Here is a 22,550-nt window from a genome sequence, read left to right as displayed (position 1 = left end):
AAATCTCATAAAAAAATGAGTTTGAGTGAAGGAGAAAAATTGATTCCCATCAATATAGAAGATGAAATGAAATCATCTTACATAGATTATTCTATGTCTGTCATTGTATCCAGAGCTCTTCCTGATGTGAGAGATGGATTAAAACCTGTACATAGAAGAGTTCTTTATGGAATGTATCAATTAGGAATTTTTTCTAATAGTTCTTATAAAAAATCGGCTCGTATTGTTGGAGAAGTTTTGGGAAAATATCATCCGCATGGAGATATTTCTGTTTATGAGACTATGGTTCGTTTGGCTCAAAAATGGACTCTTCGTTATCCATTAATAGATGGACAGGGTAATTTTGGATCATTAGATGCAGACCCCCCTGCCGCTATGCGTTATACAGAAGTCAGAATGAGACAAATATCTGAAGAAATGTTATTGGATATCAAAAAAGAAACAGTAGATATGCAATTGAACTTCGATGATTCTTTAGAAGAACCAACAGTTTTGCCTACACGTATTCCTAATCTTTTGATTAATGGATCTTCTGGAATTGCAGTAGGAATGGCAACTAATATTCCTCCTCATAATTTAAAAGAGACTATAAATGCTATTTGCGCTTATATAGACAATAACAACAATTTATCTGTAGAAGAGATCATGAAATATATGAAAGCTCCAGATTTTCCAACGGGCGGAATTATTTATGGATATGATGGAGTCAAAAATGCTTTTCACACTGGAAAAGGACGTATTGTTTTACGAGCAAAAGTTCATTTTGAAGAAATTCAGGGAAGACAATGTATCATAGTAGATGAAATTCCTTATCAAGTGAATAAATCCGATATGATCACTAGAACTATAGGATTAATGAAAGAAGGAAAAATGGAAGGTATTTATCAAATTCGTGATGAATCGGATAGAAATGGATTACGTATTGTTTATATTCTGAAACAGAATACAAACCCGAACATCCTATTGAACAAATTGTTTCAATATACCCCTCTGCAAACTTCTTTCAATGTCAATAACATAGCATTGGTTAATGGGAAACCGCTTCAATTAAATATAAAAGATATGATTCAACATTTTGTGGATCATAGACATGATGTTATTATTCGTCGTTCCAAATATGAATTAAAAAAATGTAAAAATCGTGTTCATATATTAATGGGTTTTTTTAAAATATTAGATCATTTAGATCTTATGATCCAACTAATTAAAAAATCTAATAATCATAGTGATGCTTGCACTACACTGATTAAAAAATTTAAAATATCAGAAGATCAATCTAAATCTATTTTAGATATGCGGTTGCAAAGTCTTACCTCTTTAGAGGTAGATAAACTGAAAAAAGAATATGATGAACTCGTCAAAAAAATAGAATTTTTTCAAAATGTTTTAGTTCAACATTCTGTAAGAACAAAAATTATCAAAGAAGAACTTTTAGATATCAAAAAAAAATATCAAGATTCACGTCGTACACAGATTGATTATTCAGGAAATAAAGTCCATATAGAAGATTTAATTGAAAACGAACAGGTTGTTTTGACGATTTCTCATGCTGGTTATATCAAGAGAACATCTTTGTCAGAATACAAGCGTCAAGGAAGAGGAGGAGTAGGAAATAGAGGTGCCACAGCTAGAGAATCTGATTTTTTTAAACATTTACTTATAGCAACGAATCATCAATTTCTGCTTTTTTTTACAGAAAAAGGAAAATGTTTTTGGTTAAGAGTATATGAAATTCCAGAAGGCTCCAAGATTTCTAAAGGAAGAGCTATACAAAATATTATTCATCTTCAACAAGATGATAAAGTGAATGCCTATATATTAACGGGAGATCTGACCAACAAAGAGTACGTTAAAGATTACTATGTTATGATGGTTACTCAAAAAGGGATTATTAAAAAAACATCTTTGGAAAATTACTCTCGTCCCAGAAAAGATGGAATTAATGCTATTGTAATTCGTAAAGGAGATTCTTTGTTAGAAGCTATTTTAACTAAGGGAGATAGTCATGTTTTTATTGCTGTAAAAAGTGGAAGAATTATTCGTTTTTCAGAGAATAAAGTACGTTCAACTGGAAGAACTTCTTCTGGAGTGATAGGGATTCATTTTACAAATAAGAATGATATGGTGATTGGAATGATATGTGTGGATGGGAAAAAAGCGAAAGGACATTTATTGGCCGTATCTGAAAAAGGATTTGGAAAAAGGTCCAATTTAAAAGATTATCGTATAACTAATCGTGGAGGAAAGGGAATAAAAACAATAAATATTACTCAAAAAACAGGATATTTAATTGCCATTAAACATGTTACTGATCAAGACGATTTAATGATTATTAAAAAATCAGGAATTATTATACGTATATCTGTATCAGGCATAAGAGTTATGGGAAGGACAACTCAAGGGGTTAGACTGATTAACTTAAAAGAAAACGATGCTATAGCTGATGTCGCAAAAGTTTATAAACCTATTATGGGATTTCATTAAAATCACGTAAAATGTTAACACATTCTGATACGTAAAAATCCTTTATCAAATTTTTTTTCCATTCTTGTTGTTCTTTCAATTCTAATTTTTTTTCATTTAAAATAATTTTGTAAGAAGGAGGAAAAGCTCGTAATCCATATATATTCAAATCATTTTTTAGTTTTTTTAAATTTTCGTTTTTTGTTTTTATTTTTCTATTTTCAGAATAGAATTTTTTCCAGTTTAAAGAAAATTTTTTTTTATCTGAAAATTTATTTTCTAATAATTGTATGGTTTTATAAATAGTCATTAAATCCTTTTTTTTACTTAAACGGTTAAGGCTTTTAATTTTAACACTTTCTAATTTCTTATTGTTCCAAGAGTGAAAAGGAATGGGATTCACATTATCCCATTTCATAGAATTTGGTTGATTTTTTTCCATTAGTTTTAATGATACATTACTTCCATTGCCCGTACTTGGTAGAACTATATCTGAATTAACTCCTTTTAATTGAGTTGAACTTCCATTAACACGGTAAAATTTATTAATGGTAAATTTTAAAGCTCCCAATTCTTCATTGGAAAATAAAAATCTATTTAATGGATAAATAGTTTGCACTGTTCCCTTTCCATATGTTTGAGCACTCCCTACAATAATTCCTCTTTTATAATCAGCTATAGCTGCCGCAAGAATTTCAGAAGCGGATGCTGATAGTTCATTAACAAGTACTACAACTGGTCCTTTCCATAGTATTTTTTCATCATTATTTTTTAATATTTTTTTCTTATTGTTATATCTACCTATTTGTACAATAGGAACTTTTCCTAAGAAAAAACCGGTAATTTCTATTACAGTATCTAAAGAACCTCCTCCATTGTTTCTAATGTCTAGAATTAGACCTTTTATATTTTCTTTTTTTAATTCTTGAATAATTTTTTTCATATCTTTAGCAGCATTTCGACCATTTTTATTTTCAGGATTAAAATAAAATTCAGGCAAACAGATCAAACCGTATTTATCTTGATTGTTATCCAATATGATAACACTTTTTGCGAAGAGTTCTTTTTTCTCGATGATGTCTCTCATTAGAATGACTTCTTTTATAGATCCATTTTTTTTTTGAATAGTTAGTTTGACTTTGCTTCCTTTTTTTCCTTTTATCAAACGAATGGAATTTTCCAATAACATTCCTACAATATTCATAGAATCTGAATTTATATTTTTTGCTACTCGTATAATTTTATCTCCTATTTCTATTTTGTTACTTTTCCATGCCGGGCCTCCAACAATAAGTTTAACGACTGTTGCATATCCTTTATCATCTTGTAATTCAACCCCTATTCCTTCTGTTTGTCCAGATATGTTTAAATCGAAAATTTCTTTTTCTTTAGGAGATAAATAAATAGTATGAGGATCATATTGGGTAGTTATAGTATTTACATACATAGAAAACCAGTCAAATTCTTTTTTTATTTTTAATTTTCTGAAATATTCCTGAATAGATTCTTTCACTTTATTTCTAGATGTCTTTTCCTCATTCATAAATGCATTTTTCCAAATTTTTTGTTTTGAAACATTTAAATTTTTTTGGTTGATAGAAGTTATTATTTCTAATAAAGTCAAATATTTTAAATATTTTCTCCATTTTTCTATACATTCTTGATGATTTTTTGGATAAAAAATATCTTTGACTTCTCCTTCAATAAAAAACATTTCTTCTTTATTAAAATCAAAAGGTTTCTTTAAAATTTGAAAACATATGGATTCCACTTCTTTTATTCTTTGATAAAAACGTTTGATAATAATGTTGAAATATGTAGAATCTCCACAAATCCAAAAATCATCTATTTTATTTTTATACAAAGACAAATCTTCTATATCTTTTTGCAGGAAAAAACGTTTTTGATTATCTAATTTTTCAAAATATTTATTATATACTTTTTGTGAAAAATCATCATTAATAGAAATGGGATTGGGATGCAAAAAATGAAGTGTTTGATATATTGTTTTGAGTATTAAATGATGTTTTTCTTGTTCTCCTAATGGAGAACAAGAACTCAATAAAAAAATGAAAATAAAGCCAATTATTATAGCCTTAATTTTTTGAAGTCTTTTGATTTTAGGAGACACAATTTTGTTTTTGTTTGAAAAATAGTAGTAAAATTATTATATAAATAGCTTTTTTATGTAAAAAAAATGAATAAAAAACCAATTATTTTAGTCACAAATGATGACGGAATTATAGCCCCAGGGATTAGAGCTCTTGTTCAATCTATGAATTCTTTAGGAGACGTGTATGTTGTCGCTCCCAATAAACCTCAATCTGGTGTTGGGCATGCCATTACTATGGATACAGTGTTGTATTGTGATTCTATAAAAATAGATAATGGAAATCAAAAAGAATGGGAATGTTCAGGGACACCAGTAGATTGTGTAAAATTAGCTATTGATAAAATTCTTCCAAAAAAACCTGATATTTGTGTATCAGGAATTAACCATGGATCCAATTCTTCTATCAACATCATGTATTCTGGTACAATTTCTGCAGTTATTGAAGCCAGTATAGAGGGAATTCCATCTGTAGGATTTTCTCTTTTAGACTTTGATTGGAATGCTGATTTTGAACCCTCCAAAAAATATGTTTATCAAATCGTAAAAAAAATACTTTATAATCCTATTCCAGAAAAAATAATTAGTCTTAATGTGAATATTCCAAAATTGAAAAAAGAACAAATTAAAGGAATTAAAATATGTAGACAGGCAGGATCTAAATGGAAAGAAAGTTTCGATAAACGATCCAATCCAAAAGGAAGAACTTATTATTGGTTGGGAGGTGATTTTGTAAATTTTGATGAAAAAATAGATACAGATGAATGGGCATTAAAAAACGGATATATCTCTATTGTTCCTATTCAATTTGATTTAACAAATTATCCTATATTAAATATTTTAAAATCCTGGAATTTTGTACTGTTTATTTTTCTTTGGATTATTGATTTTTTTTTTAATATTAATATTAAAATGTATAGCCCGTGTCATCTCTTTTAGAAGGATCTTTAAATCCAAAGACGATTCAAGATTTTGTTGGACAAAATGATATATTGGAAAATTTGAAGATTTTTATTCAAGCCGCTAAAAAAAGAAAAGATGCTTTAGATCATATTTTATTTCATGGTCCTCCAGGATTAGGGAAAACGACACTGGCTCATATTGTAGCCAATGAATTACATGTTAACATCACGGTCACTTCAGGATCAGTTTTAGATAAACCAGGAGATTTAGCTGGTTTATTGATTCATTTAAAATTGAACGATGTAATTTTTATTGATGAAATTCATCGTCTTTCTCCAATAGTTGAAGAATATTTGTATTCTGCTATGGAAAATTATAAAATAGATATTATTATAGATTCTGGATCGAATGCTAAATCAGTACAGATAGATTTGTCTCCTTTTACTTTAATAGGAGCAACGACTCGATCTGGCTTGCTTACGGCTCCTATGCGTTCTAGATTCGGTATTAATTTTCGTCTTAGTTATTATGAAAAAAAATTTTTGAAAAATATTGTAAATAGAAGTGCAAAACTGCTCAATATTCCAATTACAGAAAAAGCTTCTTATGAAATAGCTAATAGAAGCCGTGGAACTCCTCGTATAGCTAACGCTTTACTTCGTCGAATTCGTGATTTTGCACAAATAAAAGGAAACGGGACTATTGATCTAAATATATGCAATTTAGGATTGCAAGCTCTTAATGTAGATAAAAATGGATTAGACGAAATGGATAACAGAATACTTTTATCTATTATTGATCACTTTAAAGGGGGGCCTGTAGGTATTAATACTATAGCGACAGCTGTTAGCGAAAATTCAGATACTATAGAAGAAGTTTATGAACCTTTTCTTATAAAAGAAGGATATTTAATTAGAACACCTAGAGGAAGAAAAGCTACAAAATTAGCGTATCAACATCTCAAACGAGATTTAAAAAAAAAAAAATAGACTGATAGACTGAAATATTTTTTATTATCTATTTATAACAATTAACTTTGTTAAAAAGTATCAAAAAGTATAAATGTCATGCCTTCAAATGTTATTGTTGGTCTCCAATGGGGTGACGAGGGAAAAGGAAAAATCACAGATTTACTTTCTAAAAATTCAGATTATGTAATCCGTTATCAGGGAGGAAATAATTCTGGTCATTCTATCCATGTTAAAAATCATCGTTTTATTCTTCATTTAATTCCTTCTGGAGTTATTTATTCTAATGTGAAATGTATTGTGGGCCCTGGGGTAGTTGTTGATCCTCAATCTTTTATTAAAGAAATACAAGATTTAGAATCCATGAATATTGATACATCCAAAGTTTTTTTGGCAAAAAGAGCACATATAACTATGCCTTATCATCGTTTGCTAGATAAATATCAAGAAGAAATATTAGAAGATCAGTCTATTGGAACTACACATCGTGGAATTGGTCCAACTTATGAAGATAAAACAGCACGTATGGGAATACGTGTATTAGACCTTTTAAATTTTAAAAATTTTTATCAGAAATTAAAATATAATATAGATTTCAAAAATGAAATTATTACAAAAGTTTATAAAAAAGAACCACTTGTTTTTGAATCTATTTATGAAGAATATATAGAATACGCAAAAATTATTTATAATCGCATTATAGATGCGGTTCATGAAATTCATGATGCTTTTCATAATAAGAAAAAAATTCTGTTTGAAGGAGCTCAAGCTATGTTATTGGATATTAATTATGGAACATATCCATATGTTACCACTTCTTCTCCTTCTACAGGAGGTGTTTGCATAGGGACTGGAATTCCTCCTAATTTTTTAGAAAATTTTATAGGAGTAGCAAAAGCATATTGTACACGTGTAGGATTTGGTCCTTTTCCTACAGAAATTAATAACGAAATCGGTGATGTAATACGTCAAAAAGGAAATGAATATGGAGCAACAACAAAACGTCCAAGACGATGTGGATGGTTGGATTTAATAGCTCTTAAATATTCTTGTATGATAAATGGAATTAATTATTTAATTATTACAAAATTAGATGTATTAAGTGAATTAAAAACTATTAAACTATGTGTAGAATACAAATATAATGGACAAATAATTAAATGTTTTCCGGCAAATATAGAACAAGGAATACAAGGTGTCTATATGGATTTTCCTGGTTGGGAAAAAGATATATCTCATATTCATGAATATGAAGACTTACCGGAAAATTGTAAAAAATATATTAAATTTATTGAAGATTATTTAAATTTAGAAATATTATTGGTTTCTGTAGGTTCAGAAAGAAACCAAAATATTATTAAAAATAAATATTCATTTTTCAAAATTTTTGCCTAAAAATATTTTTTGTGAAAGAATATAAAAATCCTTTAGTCGAACGATATAGTAGCAAAGAAATGTTATATAATTTTTCTCCAAAAAAAAAATTTACTACTTGGAGGAAATTGTGGTTGTATTTAGCAGAAATACAAAAAGAATTAGGATTAAATATCAGCGATGAACAAATCTATGATTTGAAAAATAATTTATGTGATATAGATTGGGAGCGGGTATCTTTTTATGAAAAAAAATTTCGTCATGATGTTATGGCTCATTTATATGCTTTTGGCGAAAAGGCTACTAAAGCGAAACCTATTATTCATTTAGGAGCTACCAGTGCGTTTTTAGGAGATAACACAGATATTATTTTGATCCGTGATGGATTGGAGATTTTGCTTAAAAAATTGGTGAATGTAATTTTTCGTATCAGAAACTTTTCCTTAGAATATCACAATGTTCCTACTTTAGCTTTCACACATTATCAACCTGCTCAGTTGACTACTGTAGGGAAACGTTCTGCTTTGTGGATACAAAGTTTACTTCTAGATCTAGAAGAATTAGAATTTAGGTTAAAAAATATTCATTTCAGAGGAGTAAAAGGAACTATAGGATCAGCTGATAGCTTCAAAGAATTATTTCATGGAGATTTACAAAAAGTAAAATCTTTAGAAAGTAAATTATCCAATAAATTTGGATTTAAAAATGTATTTTCTATTACAGCGCAAACTTATGACAGAAAAGTAGATGCTCAAGTGTTAAACTTATTATCTAATATTTCTCAATCTTCTCATAAATTTAGTAATGATCTTCGTTTACTACAAAATTTGAAAGAAATGGAAGAACCTTTTGAAAAAGATCAAATTGGATCCAGTGCGATGGCTTACAAACGGAATCCTATACGTAGTGAACGAATGGCTTCTTTAGCCAAATATGTGATTTCTTTATCCAATAGTTCAGCTATGGTTGCAGCAACTCAATGGTTAGAACGGACTTTGGATGATTCTGCTAACAGAAGATTAGTTATCGGACAATCATTTTTAGCTGTAGATGCTATTTTAATGATTTGGAATAATATATTAGAAAACATTATTGTATATCCTAAAATCATTGAAAAGCATATCAAAGAAGAACTTCCATTTTTAATGACTGAATACATTATTGTCGAGTGTGTAAAAAATGGAGCAGATAGACAAGAAATTCATGAAAGAATACGGATTCATTCTATGGAAACAAATTCTAAAATAAAATTAGAGGGAAAAGAAAATGATTTTATTCAACGTATTTTACATGACAAAAAAATACCAATTCATGAAGAAAAAATGAATCAAATGCTGAATCCGAAAAATTTTATAGGCTTTTCTTCAGATCAAACTTTAGAATTTATCGATCAAGAAGTGAATCCAATATTAAATAAATTTCATCATTTAATTGATTTAGATGTATCTAATATGGATAGACAAGTTTAATTTACATCACATACATAAATAATGAATTTCAGAATTTATATACAAAAAAAAATTCCTTTTGATATTGATTCTATTAAATTCTATCAGGAATTGAAAAGTATGGATATTTCATTATCTAAAGTAGTTGTTTATTATATTTATGATATCTTTCACATAAGCAAAGAACTTTTTTTAGAAAGTTTATCAAAGATTTTTGTAGATCCTGTAACAGATATTTTACATCAAAAAATAGATTTTGATAATTCATATTATATAGAAAAATTTACGGAAAAGTGTGATGATCGTGCAGATGCTGCTATGCAATGCATAAAAATTTTAGATCCTAAATCAAATTCTATTGTAAAAACAGGCCAATTGATTCAGTTAATTGGAATAAATAAAAATCAAGATTTTCATAAAATAAAAAAATATTATATCAATTCAAATGAAAATTTGAATCAGACCAATGGAAATAAAAATGATATTAAAATTGTAGATCATTTCATTGATTTTTCTATTGAAAAAATAAAAAAATTTCATAATGATTGTAATTTATCCATAGATATAAATGATTTATTATTTATTCAGAAATATTTCATTAAAGAAAAACGAAATCCAACAGAAGCAGAATTTCGTATATTGGATGCTTATTGGTCAGATCATTGTCGACACAAAACATTTTATACAAACTTAGTAAATATATCTTTTGATGGGGTGTTCAAAAATACATACCAAAGTATTTTTAGAAAATATTTAAAAGATAGAGAGACCATGGGTAGATCAAAAGATCCTATTCATTTTATGGATTTATCTAATCTTCCAGCTACAATTTTTTATAAAAAAGGAAAATTGAAAAATTATGTCCAATCTCGTGAACACAATGCGTGTATTATTCGTATTCATGTAGATATTATAGGTAAAAAAAAAGAAAAATGGTATTTATTATTTAAAAACGAAACACACAATCATCCTACAGAAATTGATCCTTTCGGTGGAGCTTCTACTTGCATAGGAGGAGCAATTCGAGATCCATTGTCTGGAAGAGCTTTTGTTTATCAAGGACTCAGATTAAGTGGGGCTGCGGATCCCACCAATTCAAAAACTATTAATGGAAAGTTACCACAACATAAAATCTGTTTCGAATCGGCTCATGGTTATAGTTCTTATGGAAACCAAGTCGGATTGGCAACAACTCATGTCAATGAAATTTATCATGAAGGATATAGAGCTAAAAGAATGGAAGTTGGAATGGTTATTGGGGCAGTCCCCGTTCATTTTCTAAAACAAAGAGAACCAAAAAAAGGAGATGTAATTTTATTAATAGGCGGATTTACAGGAAAAGAAGGAATAGGAGGAGCAACTGATTCTTCTAAGGAGTATAATGCGAATTTCAAAAAAAATATACAACTAGGACAAAAAGGGAATCCAATCATAGAAAGAAAAATTCAAAGATTTTTTAGAAAAAAAGAAGTCATATCTTTGATCAAAAAATGTAATGATTTTGGAGCAGGTGGAGCTGCAGTTGCTATAGGAGAATTAAGCGATAGTTTAGCTCTTTATTTAGATAAAATTCCCATGAAAAATGAGAAAATGGAGGCTATTGAAATAGCTCTTTCAGAATCTCAAGAACGTATGGCTGTTGTATTAGATCCTAAAAATGTTAAAAAATTTATTCATTTAGCGTGGGAAGAAAATATTATGTCCACACCTATAGCTGAAGTGACTGATAATAAACGTATCATTTTTTATTATAAAGGGAAAGAAATTTTTAACGTAAAAAGTTCTTTTATGAATACAAGAGGAGCTCCTAATAATCAATCTGTTAGTGTAAGTTCTCCTACCTCAATTTCTCCTTTTAAAAAATCAAAAAAAATTTTATTTAGTAAAAAAACATTTTTAGACACTCTTTCCAGATTGAATATAGCTTCTCAAAAAAATTTAGTAGAAATGTTTGATAGCACTGTAGGTGGAACTACAGTTTTAATGCCTTTTGGTGGAAAACACCAAATCACTCCATCAGAAGGAAGTGTGCAAAAAATTCCTATTTTGAAAGGAACTACAAATACGGTAAGCTTAGCTTCTTGGGGATTTCATCCTGAAATTTCTTCTTGGAGTCCTCTTCATGGAGGAGCTTATGCAATTTTGGAATGTATTTCTAAAATTGTATCTATGGGAGGAGATTACAAAAATACCTATTTTAGTTTTCAAGAATATTATCAAAAATTGGGAAATAATCCAAAAAATTGGGGAAAACCTTTTTCTGCTTTATTGGGGGCTTATCATGCTCAGATGTCCTTAGGATTGGTTTCTATTGGAGGAAAAGATTCTATGTCAGGAACATATAATAATATACATGTTCCGCCAACATTCATTGCTTTTGGAGTTGCCACTGGTTCATGTTTAAATGTTATTTCTCCTGAATTAAAAAAAATAGGAAATAAAATTTATTTATATTCTCATCATTCATTAAAAAATGAAATGCCAGATTTTGATTCCATTAAAAAGGTCTATGATCAAGTTTATGAAGGGATTTGTTCAGGAAAAATAGTTTCAGTAAAAACGGTAAAAGACGGAGGAATTTCTGTTGCTATTGCAAAAATGGCATTTGGAAATCGTTTAGGAGTTGTTATAAATTGTAAAGAGCATTTGCTTGAAATGAGTATAGGATCCTTAATTATAGAAGCTTCGTCTACACTTTCAGATAATTTTGTTCCAATAGGAGAGGTTACCTCAAACAATTTATTAGTTTTCAACGGTTTACATATTGAAATCAATGAGGCCATCAATCATTGGTTCAAAACTTTGAGTCCTGTTTTTTCTTATAGTGAAATAGAAAAAAGTGTTCCAACAGGAATCTACTTAACTAAACAAGAAAAAAAATGTGATCCTATAGTATGGAAATGTCTGTTTAAAAAAAAAGGAAAACCACGTGTATTTATTCCCATATTTCCTGGAACAAATAATGAATTTGAATCTGTTCGAATGTTTGAAAAAGAAGGATCAATAGTAAACACTTTTGTATTCAAAAATTTGAATAGTCAAGATATTATTGAATCTATATTTCATATTAAAAAACGTATAGAATCTGTACAAATATTTATGCTTTGCGGTGGATTTAGTGCTGGAGACGAACCAGATGGCGCAGCTAAATTTATTGTATCTATATTACACAATCCATACATAAAGGATGCTATTCAACATTTTCTTGATAAAGATGGATTGATATTAGGTATTTGTAACGGGTTTCAAGGACTGATAAAATCTGGATTATTACCTTATGGTAAAATTTGTTTGAGAAATAATAAATCCCCTACATTGACTTATAATAAAATAAGAAAACATATATCTCAATGTGTTCATATTAAAGTGATCTCAGACCAATCTCCATGGTTAAATGGTATGAAAAATAAAATATATACTCTACCTATATCTCATAGTGAAGGCCGATTTTATGCCAGCAAAGAAATAACAAATATTTTATTTCAAAAAAATCAAATTGCCACACAGTATGTAGATTTGGAGGGGAATCCTAGTTTAGATAGATTATATAATCCCAATGGATCTATTGACGCTGTAGAGGGATTGTTAAGTGAAAATGGAAAAATTTATGGAAGAATGACTCATCCAGAACGTTATGATCATGGATTGTTAAAAAATATACCTAATGTTCATGAACATTCGATTTTTAAAAATGCTGTACAATATTTTTTGTAAAAATTTAATCATATTATATGAATGTTAAAGTGGCTATATTTATTGGAAGTGTTTCCGATAAACCAACTATGAAAGCAGCAACTGAAATACTCAAAAAATTTAATGTTCATTATACATCTTATGTGATTTCTGCACATAGATTGCCTGATATTTTATCAAATACCATAAAAAAAATAGAATCTGAAGGAACAGATTTGATTATTGCTGGTGCTGGTCTATCCGCTCATTTACCTGGAATTATATCTTCAAAAACTATATTACCTGTTATAGGCGTTCCTATTTATCATTGCAATAATGGATTATTAGGAGGGGTGGATGCTCTTTTGTCTATGGTACAAATGCCCAAAGATGTACCTGTAGCTACAGTCGGAATAAATAATTCCTATAATGCAGCTTTATTAGCCATTCATATTTTGTCTATAAAAAATATCAATCTCAAAAAATCATTGCTAGAATTTCGAATGAAAATAAGAAAAAAATTGGCAAATGAAATAGAGCAATATTTGTGATTATGAGTTTCGTAATTAAAAAAAATCTTTTATCAGAAGGAAAAACAAAAAAAATATATACTACAAATAATTCACTTGAAGTCCTAATTCATTATAAAGATAGTATAACTGCTTTAGATGGATCAAAGAATCAATTTTTACAGGATAAAGGAATTTTAAATAATGAAATAAGTACATTAATATTTAAATTTATCAATTCTTGTGGAATTAAAACTCATTTTATACGAAAAATTAATAATCGGGAACAATTATGCTATAAAGTAGATATAATTCCTTTAGAATTCGTTGTTCGTAATATTGTAGCTGGAAGCATGTCTAAACGTTTAAACATTCAAGAAGGAATTCGTTTGTTAAATCCAATTTTCGAAATTTTTTATAAAAACGATAAATTAAAAGATCCATTGATTAATGATCATCATGCTGTATTCTTGGGAATCATCTCTTATGAAGAAATCAATGCAATTTATCGTATTGTATCAAATGTGAATAATATTCTCAAAAAATATTTTTTAGATAAAAATATTATATTGGTAGATTTTAAGATAGAATTTGGGAAAAATGATCAGAATGATATTTTACTTTCTGATGAAATTAGTCCTGATACCTGTCGTTTTTGGGACAAAAAAACAATGAAAAAACTAGATAAAGATCCATTTAGAATTGGATTAAAGGAAAAGGAAGAGGTACTTGATATTTATATGGAAATATTAAAAAGGTTAAATGTAAGATAATCCATTAAAATAATGGAGCAAAGATATTCTTTTTTCAAAAAGATGATATCATGATATCTCAATTATTCCCTTCAATTCTGAAAAATAGTTATTCTGATAAGTTTCATGATGAATGTGGTGTTTTTGGGATTTATTCTCCTCATAAAGTAGACACCTTTTCTTTAATTCAATTTGGTTTATTTGCATTGCAACACAGAGGACAAGAAGCTTGTGGTTTTTCTGTTTTGCGAGATGGATTTATTATATCTCATAAAAGTGAAGGTCTTGTTTTAGATTTTTTTAGAAAAATTTCTAATTCTGAATGTTATAATGGAAATGCCGTTATTGGGCATACGCGTTATTCTACAGAAGGAGGACAAAGCAAAAAAAATATTCAACCTTTTTTTGGAGAAAATTCCGATGGAAGGAGTACCATATCCATAGTACATAATGGAAATTTAGTCAATGCTCAATCCATTCGTAAAAAATTGGAATCTGAAGGAGTCAATTTTATATCTGAATACTCTGATTCTGAAGTCATTTTACGTTTGATTCAAAAATATTTATTGGAATCTAATAATAGTTTAGAAAAAGCTATTCAAAAAACGACTCTAGATATTATGGGAGCTTATTCTGTCATAGTTCTTATGAATAATCAAATGGCTGCATTTAGAGATCCCAACGGAATACGGCCTTTGTGTTATGGGATGCTGAATGAAAAAACTTATATATTTAGTTCTGAAACTTGTGGAATAGATTCTGTAGATGGATTCTATATAAGAGATTTATTTCCAGGAGAAATTATTATCGTAGATCAAAAATCAATTCGATTTTCTATGCTTACAGAAAAAAAATATACAAAAAAAAGAATATGTTCTTTCGAATATATTTATTTTTCTCGTCCTGATTCTTTAATTGAAAATATAAATGTGTATGAAATTCGTGAAAAAAGTGGAGAAAAACTTTATGAACAACACCCAGTAGAAGCAGATGTAGTGATTGGGGTCCCAGATTCCGGAGTTCCAGCTGCTATTGGTTACTCTAAAGCTTCTGGAATTCCTTTTAAACCTATTTTGGTGAAAAATAAATATATTGGTAGGTCTTTTATTCTTCCTAAACAGGAAATGCGTGAAAAAATGGTGAATTTAAAATTAAATCCTATATTGGATGAAATAAAAGAAAAACGTATTGTTATTATTGATGATTCTATAGTTCGTGGGACCACCAGTCGTCGATTAGTTTATATATTAAGAAAAGCAGGAGCGAAAGAAATTCATTTTAGAAGTGCTTCTCCTCCTATTATTGCTCCATGTTATTTAGGAGTGGATACTCCAAGTAAAAAAGATCTAATTTCATACAATCATATTGATCAAAAAAATATAGCAAAAATTCTAGATGTAGATAGTTTAGAATTCTTAAGCATGGCTAATTTAGTCAATATTCTTGGTGGAAGTCATTATTGTTTTGGTTGTTTTACGGGAAACTATCCGGTTAAAAAATATAATAATAAATTATGAAAGAAAGCGACATCACCATATGCAAAATTAATAAAATTTTAAAAAAAACTTATAACAGAAATGTTATGAGTACATTAGATCATTTTTCTGGATTTTATAAAATATATGAATGTGGATATAAGGAACCTGTTTTAGTATCTGGAGTAGATGGAGTTGGCACAAAATTACGTTTAGCTATTGATTACAAAAAATATTCTTTAATTGGAGAAGATTGTTTTGCAATGTGTGCAAATGACGTTTTATGTCATGGTGCTATTCCTTTATTTTTTTTAGATTATTTAGCTTGTGGAAAACTGGATTCTACTATTGTAGAAAAAATAATACAAGGAATAGCTATTTCTTGTAAAAAAACTAATACCTGTCTTATTGGAGGAGAAACGGCAGAAATGCCTGGAATTTATCAGGAAAATGATTATGATATTGCAGGATTCTGTGTCGGAATTGTAGAAAAAGATCACCTTATAGATGGTAAAAAATTTATTCAGGAGGGTGATATTTTAATAGGGATCCCTTCATCTGGAGTTCATAGTAACGGTTTTTCTTTAATCAGAAATATTTTTTCTACAGAAGATTTTGTGAAATCTTTTCAAGAAAAGCCGTTTTATGAAACTCTTTTAATACCAACTAGAATTTATCATTTTCCTATTCATATTTTATTGAAAGAATTTATGATTCACGGATTAGCTCATATTACTGGAGGAGGAATATCAGATAATTTATCTAGAATTCTGCCAGAAAACTTATCAGCTATAGTCGAAAAAGAAAAAATTCCTATTCAACCTGTTTTCAATTATATTCAAAATAAAGGAAATTTATTAGATGAAGAAATGTGGAATACTTTTAATATGGGAGTAGGGATGATTATCATAGCTTCTTTTAAAGAAGAAGATTCTATTTTAGATAAACTCCGATTTTTAGGAGAAAAACCTTTTGTCTTTGGCTGTATTGTAAAAGGAAATAAAAGAGTATTTTTGAAATAACATTTTCATAGATATACCATGAAAAAGATAGCTATTTTAGTTTCTGGGAAAGGAAGCAATATGCAGTATATTTTACAAGCAATTCAAAACAGGATACTTTCTGGATTTAGAGTCAATTTAGTTATTTCTGATAGATGTTGTAGTGCGATTCAGTATGCATTAAAAAAGAATATAACAGCCATATCTTTAGAAAAGACTGATAAAAAATTTATTTCTAGAAAAATAAACAATATACTTGTAAAAGATATTCCGTATATTATAGTTCTCGCTGGATTTCTTTCTATACTTGATGCAGAATTTTGTGAAAAATGGTTCGGAAAAGTTATTAATATTCATCCTTCTCTTTTGCCAAAATATGGAGGAAAAGGAATGTACGGAATGAATGTCCATCAAGCAGTTATTAAAAATAAGGAAAAAATATCGGGAGCCACAGTTCATTATGTGACAAAAGACGTGGATGCGGGAGATATTATTTTGAAAAAATCATGTAAAATTTCTTCAAAGGAAACTCCAATGTCTTTATCACAAAAAGTTTCTCTTATAGAAAGAGAGATATTAATTCAATCTATCAAAAATCTTTAATCAAATTTTATTGATTTTTGATTTAGAATCCACAAAAATAAAATTAGTAGTATGTATTATGAAAAGAGCTTTGATTAGTGTTTATGAAAAAAATGAAAAACTATTTAATTTCGCTAGTTTTTTAGATCAAAAAGGATACCAAATAATTTCTACTGGTGGGACTTACCAATATTTAATAAAAAACGGTTTGTCTAATGTGATAGAAATATCGGATGTGACTGATTTTCCTGAAATTTTAGATGGAAGAGTGAAAACCATTCATCCTAATATATATGGAGGAATTCTAGCAAATCGTTCTATTGAGAAACACATTCAATCGATTCGTTTTCACAATATTCATTTGATTGATATTGTGTTGGTTAATTTTTATCCATTTTTAAAAAAAATGCATAAAGAATCTCATGTCAATTCTTTGGTTGAACTTATTGATATAGGAGGACCTTCTATGCTTCGCGCAGCTGCTAAAAATTTTTTACATGTCACTGCTATTATAGATGAGAATGACTATGAATTAGTACAAAATGAAATAGTACATTATGGATTTCCTTCATTAAAATTGAGAAAAAAATTAGCTGGAAAAGTATTTAATTTTACTTCTTCTTATGATTCTGCTATTTCTCAATATCTTTTGATGGATGATATGGATGAAAAGTTTCCTATTTATTTACATTCTTCTTACAAAAAGGAAATGAATCTACGTTATGGAGAAAATCCTCATCAGAAAGCTGCTTATTACATTAATACGATACACCATGGTGCTATGCGAAATTTTAATCAATTGCATGGAAAAAAATTGTCGTTTAATAACTTACGAGATATGGATATAGCTTGGAAAGTTGTTTCTCAATTTTCAGAACCAGCTTGTTGTACAGTCAAACATTCCACTCCTTGTGGAGTTGCGTTAGGAAAGAACATTATTGAAGCTTTTCAAAAAACTTATTATGCTGATACTATTTCGTCTTTTGGAGGAATAATGGCTGTTAATGTTCCAATAACAAAAGAATTGGCAAAAGAAATTAATCACATTTTTCTAGAAGTTGTTCTTTCCCCTAGTTACGAAACAGACGTATTGAATATTTTAAAAATAAAAAAAAATCTTAGAATTATTAGTATCAATGAACCTATTTCTGATAAATTAGAATATGTTCAAATAGATGGAGGAATCTTAGTGCAAGAAACAGATTATTTTTTTTCTCATGAGGAGAATTATAAAATAGTTACTCAAAAAAAATTTACGGATCAAGAACTAAAATCTTTATTTTTTGCCCAAAAAGTAGTAAAATACGTTAAATCTAATGCTATTGTTGTAGCTAAAGAAACGCAAACTTTAGGAATTTCTGGAGGACAAACTAATAGAATTTGGGCTGCGCGTCAAGCTATAGAAAGAGCTTTAGAAAAAAGTAAAGAAGGACTAGTTCTTGTATCTGATGCTTTTTTTCCTTTTCGTGATGTTGTAGATGAAGCCGCTCGTTCAGGTGGAATATGTGCTATTCTCCAACCAGGAGGATCTATACGAGACGAAGAATCTGTAAAAGCTTGTAATGATTATGGAATAGCTATGGCTTTCACTGGAAAAAGACATTTTAAACATTAAAAATGATGAAAATTTTAATTCTTGGAGGAGGTGGACGTGAACATGCCATTGGAAAAAAATTATTGGAAGATAATAGTTCTATCAATCTTTATTTTTATCCTGGAAATGGAGGAACGGGAATAATAGGAAAAAATATTGAAAATCATCACACTCTATTAGAATTAGGTTTTTTTGCTAAAAAAAATGCAGTAGATCTAACTATTGTAGGATCCGAAATTTTCCTGATAGAAGGAATTGTAGATATTTTTAATAATTTTGGATTAAAAATAATAGGGCCACATTATTCAGCTGCTCAACTTGAAGGAAATCGTATTTTCGCTAAATCTTTTATGAAAAAATACGGAATTAGAACTCCTAAATATGATATTTTTTATTGTTATAAGAAAGCTATCAATTTTTTAGAACAATGCCATGAGACTGTGGTTATTAAAACAAATGGAGTAGCTGCAGGAAAAGGAGTTATTTTGGCTCACAATCAAAATGAAGCTAAAAAAGCTTTAAAAACTATTATGATAGAAAAAAAATTTGGAAAATCTGGAAATCAAATTATCATAGAAAAATTCTTGAAAGGAAAAGAGGCTTCTATTATATCAATTTTCAATGGAAAAAATATCATTCCTTTTTTATCTGCTTTAGATTATAAAAAAATTGGAGAAAATGAAACAGGAATGAACACAGGAGGAATGGGCGCTATTGTCCCGAATCCATATATGACGAATTCTATTTGGATCGATTTTAAAAAAAACATATTAGAGCCTACTTTAGAAGGATTAATTTCAGAAAAATTAACTTTTTTTGGATTTTTATATTTCGGATTAATGATCACTTCTAATAAAGTTTATTTATTAGAATACAATACTCGTATAGGAGATCCTGAAGCTCAAACTTTATTTCCATTAATGAAAAGTAATTTTTTAGATATTATTCAATCTTTTTTTATTCATAAAAAAATATCTATTGATTGGGAAAAATTATGTTCTTGTTGTGTTGTTTTATCTTCTAAAGGATATCCTGAAAAATACAAAAGTGGACAAATGATAATAGGATTAGATTCATTGCAAGAACCTTTTTATATTGCTGGAGCAAAAAAAAAACAAGAAAAATGGATGACATCAAGTGGACGCGTTCTCAATATAGTAGGAGTAGGAAATACAATTCAAGTAGCCAAAAAACAAGCTTACGATAAAGTAAAAAAAATACAATTCGAAGATTTGTATTTTCGAAAAGACATAGGTTTATATTAACCAAATCAAATACAAAAAAATGAAAAAAGACTTGATTTTTATATTAGATTTTGGTTCTCAATATAGTCATATGATTGCAAGAAGAATTCGAGATATAGGAGTATATACTTTGTTATGTAATTATGAAACTTCTATTTCCCATATTTTATCAAAAAAACCTAAGGGAATTATTTTGTCTGGAGGTCCTTTTTCTGTTTATGATAATGGTTCTCCATTAATATCTAAAAATATTTTTCAATTAGATATCCCTATACTTGGAATTTGTTATGGGATGCAGCTGATTTCTTTTCTTTTTGGAGGAAAAATAGAAAAATCTAAATCTAAAGAATATGGAAAGTCCTACTTTATGATAGATCATTCAAATAACAATTTATTTGATGGAATTCCAAAAAAATCCATTGTTTGGATGAGTCATTTTGATGAAATCAAAGAAATTCCAAAAAAATTTAAAATTATTGGACATACTTCATCTTGTCCTATTGCAGCTTTCAGTCATCTCGATAAACAAATTTATGCCGTTCAATTTCATCCAGAAGTCAAAAATACAGAATTCGGAATATCTATATTGAAAAATTTTGTTTTTCATATTTGCAAGTGCATTCCTAATTGGAAATTAAACAATTTTATACAAAATACAATTGATAAAATCAAAAAACGTGTAGACAAAAAAAAAGTGGTACTAGGTTTTTCTGGAGGAGTAGATTCTTTTGTTACCGCTTATATCATTCATAAAGCTATTGGAAGTTCTTTGAATTGTATTTTTGTAGATACAGGATTACTTCTAAAAAAAGAAAGAGAAAGAATATCTCTTCTATGTAAAAAAATGAATTTACCTATTCAAATAATAGATGCTAAAAATCGTTTTTTATCTAGATTAACTGGAGTTATTGATCCTGAAATGAAAAGAAAAATTATAGGGGAAGAATTTATTTCTGTATTTCAAAAAGAATCAGAAAAAATTCAAGATGTTGAATTTTTAGCACAAGGGACTATTTATTCGGATATTATTGAATCTTCTTCAAATAAAAATCAATTAAGTGATTCTATAAAATCTCATCATAATGTAGGAGGATTACCTCACCCTACATTCATGAAATTGAAACTGATTGAACCATTAAAAGAATTATTTAAAGATGAAGTCAGGAAAATAGGAAAAAAACTAGGACTTCCAAAAGATATTTTATATCGTCATCCATTTCCTGGACCTGGATTCAGCATTCGAATTATTGGAGAAGTAAATGAAAAGAAAATTTCCATATTAAAAAAAGCAGAAAATATTCTTCTGCAAGAATTAAAAAATTATAATATTTACAATTCTGTAAATCAAGCGTTTATAATTTTATTACCTGTTAAATCTGTAGGAGTCATGGGGGATAAACGAACCTATGAATATGCAGCCGTATTGCGTGTAACTAATACAGAGGATTTTATGACTGCTACTTTTTCACATTTATCTTACGATTTTTTAGAAAAAGTTTCAAATAGAATAATTAATGAAGTCGATGGAATTAATAGAATGGTATATGATATAACTTCTAAACCCCCATCTACTATTGAATGGGAATAGGAAATTCAATTCTTTTCTTTACATCATCACATCATCATAGAAACTAAATTAAATATATTTTTCTTTAGTTCAGTTCTAGAAGAGATTAAATCTATGAAACCGTGATCCATAAGAAATTCTGCTGTTTGAAATCCTTCTGGAAGATCTTTTCCAATTGTCTCTCTAATTACTCGTGGCCCAGCAAATCCAATAAGTGCGCCTGGTTCAGCTATATTGATATCTCCAAGTAAAGCGTAAGAAGCGGTAACCCCACCTGTAGTTGGATCTGTTAAAACAGATATGTAAGGGATTCTAGCATCACGCAATTGAGTTAACCTTGCGATTGTTTTAGCCATTTGCATTAATGAAAAAGAAGATTCCATTATTCTTGCTCCACCAGATTTAGAAATTAAGATATATGGAAATTTTTTTTCTATACAACATCTTATTGCTCTAGAGATTTTTTCTCCTACCACGGACCCCATAGATCCTCCTATAAATGAAAAATCCATACAAGATATCACCACATCAATTCCTTTTATTTTTCCTATTCCTGTTCTAATAGCATCATATAAATTTGTTTTTTTTCTAGCTTCTTGAATTCTATCTGTATATTTTTTATAATCTTTCCACTTTATAGGATCTTTACTAATCATCTTGATATTCATTTCATAAAAATGACCATTATCAAAAAGAATTTCAAAATATTCTTTACTATGAATTCTGACATGATATCCATCTTCTGGACTTACATAAGCATTTTTTTTTAAAACTTCTGTATCGATAATTTTTCCGCTAGGGGTTCTGTGCCATAACCCTTTCGGTAAATCTTTTCTATCGTCGATAGACGTTAGAATATTCTTTTTTTTTCTCAAAAACCAAGCCATG

The 22,550-nt window shown here is 28.6% G+C and carries 16 protein-coding genes; 14 read left to right on the top strand and 2 right to left on the bottom strand.

The features are described from left to right. The first annotated feature begins 15 nt into the window (after window positions 1-15). Window positions 16-2,484: a DNA gyrase subunit A gene (gene gyrA, locus BLBBGE_RS02435; protein WP_052295600.1), complete on the top strand. Its 2,469-nt coding sequence runs from the start codon at window positions 16-18 to the stop codon at window positions 2,482-2,484. Here the strand turns inward: gyrA and BLBBGE_RS02430 are convergent. Beyond that, window positions 2,468-4,594: a carboxy terminal-processing peptidase gene (locus BLBBGE_RS02430; protein WP_012841013.1), complete on the bottom strand. Its 2,127-nt coding sequence runs from the start codon at window positions 4,592-4,594 to the stop codon at window positions 2,468-2,470. The genes gyrA and BLBBGE_RS02430 overlap by 17 nt on opposite strands. Window positions 4,595-4,660: 66 nt before the next feature. Between BLBBGE_RS02430 and surE the strand changes: the two genes are divergently transcribed. The 13 genes from surE (at window position 4,661) to guaA (ending at window position 21,683) form a co-directional block, all read left to right on the top strand. Continuing rightward, window positions 4,661-5,512, top strand: coding sequence for a 5'/3'-nucleotidase SurE (surE, locus tag BLBBGE_RS02425; RefSeq protein ID WP_012841012.1), 852 nt, complete (start codon window positions 4,661-4,663; stop codon window positions 5,510-5,512). Further along, the gene (ruvB, locus tag BLBBGE_RS02420) at window positions 5,497-6,465 is read left to right on the top strand and encodes a Holliday junction branch migration DNA helicase RuvB (RefSeq protein ID WP_012841011.1); all 969 of its coding nucleotides are present in this window, start codon (window positions 5,497-5,499) and stop codon (window positions 6,463-6,465) included. The genes surE and ruvB overlap by 16 nt, the downstream gene beginning before the upstream one ends. A gap of 78 nt (window positions 6,466-6,543) precedes the next feature. Further along, window positions 6,544-7,839: an adenylosuccinate synthase gene (locus tag BLBBGE_RS02415; protein WP_012841010.1), complete on the top strand. Its 1,296-nt coding sequence runs from the start codon at window positions 6,544-6,546 to the stop codon at window positions 7,837-7,839. An 11-nt stretch (window positions 7,840-7,850) separates the two neighbouring features. After that, a complete protein-coding gene (gene purB, locus BLBBGE_RS02410; RefSeq protein WP_012841009.1) occupies window positions 7,851-9,287 on the top strand; it encodes an adenylosuccinate lyase in 1,437 nt (478 codons plus the stop codon). A 21-nt stretch (window positions 9,288-9,308) separates the two neighbouring features. Then, window positions 9,309-12,980, top strand: coding sequence for a phosphoribosylformylglycinamidine synthase (locus BLBBGE_RS02405; RefSeq protein WP_012841008.1), 3,672 nt, complete (start codon window positions 9,309-9,311; stop codon window positions 12,978-12,980). 17 nt (window positions 12,981-12,997) lie between these two features. After that, window positions 12,998-13,489, top strand: a complete 492-nt coding sequence (gene purE, locus BLBBGE_RS02400; protein WP_012841007.1) for a 5-(carboxyamino)imidazole ribonucleotide mutase — start codon at window positions 12,998-13,000, stop codon at window positions 13,487-13,489. Window positions 13,490-13,491: 2 nt separating this feature from the next. Continuing rightward, window positions 13,492-14,220 (top strand): phosphoribosylaminoimidazolesuccinocarboxamide synthase, encoded by a 729-nt coding sequence (purC, locus tag BLBBGE_RS02395; RefSeq protein WP_012841006.1) that lies wholly within the window; start codon window positions 13,492-13,494, stop codon window positions 14,218-14,220. Between the two features lie 50 nt (window positions 14,221-14,270). Further along, a complete protein-coding gene (gene purF, locus BLBBGE_RS02390) occupies window positions 14,271-15,716 on the top strand; it encodes an amidophosphoribosyltransferase (protein WP_012841005.1) in 1,446 nt (481 codons plus the stop codon). Beyond that, window positions 15,713-16,696, top strand: a complete 984-nt coding sequence (purM, locus tag BLBBGE_RS02385; RefSeq protein WP_012841004.1) for a phosphoribosylformylglycinamidine cyclo-ligase — start codon at window positions 15,713-15,715, stop codon at window positions 16,694-16,696. The genes purF and purM overlap by 4 nt, the downstream gene beginning before the upstream one ends. 18 nt (window positions 16,697-16,714) lie before the next feature. Beyond that, complete coding sequence (locus tag BLBBGE_RS02380) at window positions 16,715-17,278, top strand: formyltransferase family protein (protein ID WP_012841003.1); 564 nt, start codon at window positions 16,715-16,717, stop codon at window positions 17,276-17,278. Window positions 17,279-17,336: 58 nt separating this feature from the next. Further along, window positions 17,337-18,872, top strand: a complete 1,536-nt coding sequence (purH, locus tag BLBBGE_RS02375; RefSeq protein ID WP_083814447.1) for a bifunctional phosphoribosylaminoimidazolecarboxamide formyltransferase/IMP cyclohydrolase — start codon at window positions 17,337-17,339, stop codon at window positions 18,870-18,872. Window positions 18,873-18,877: 5 nt separating this feature from the next. After that, the gene (gene purD, locus BLBBGE_RS02370) at window positions 18,878-20,116 is read left to right on the top strand and encodes a phosphoribosylamine--glycine ligase (RefSeq protein ID WP_012841001.1); all 1,239 of its coding nucleotides are present in this window, start codon (window positions 18,878-18,880) and stop codon (window positions 20,114-20,116) included. Window positions 20,117-20,135: 19 nt separating this feature from the next. Then, complete coding sequence (gene guaA, locus BLBBGE_RS02365) at window positions 20,136-21,683, top strand: glutamine-hydrolyzing GMP synthase (protein WP_041936717.1); 1,548 nt, start codon at window positions 20,136-20,138, stop codon at window positions 21,681-21,683. Between the two features lie 26 nt (window positions 21,684-21,709). On the opposite strand, the gene accD is transcribed toward guaA, so the two are convergent. Further along, complete coding sequence (gene accD / locus BLBBGE_RS02360; protein WP_012840999.1) at window positions 21,710-22,549, bottom strand: acetyl-CoA carboxylase, carboxyltransferase subunit beta; 840 nt, start codon at window positions 22,547-22,549, stop codon at window positions 21,710-21,712. Window position 22,550 lies beyond the last annotated feature (1 nt).

Source organism: Blattabacterium sp. (Blattella germanica) str. Bge, assembly GCF_000022605.2.
Taxonomy (GTDB): domain Bacteria; phylum Bacteroidota; class Bacteroidia; order Flavobacteriales; family Blattabacteriaceae; genus Blattabacterium.
The sequence above is the reverse complement of the archived record's forward strand: the minus strand, read 5'-3'. Positions and strand labels throughout refer to the sequence as shown.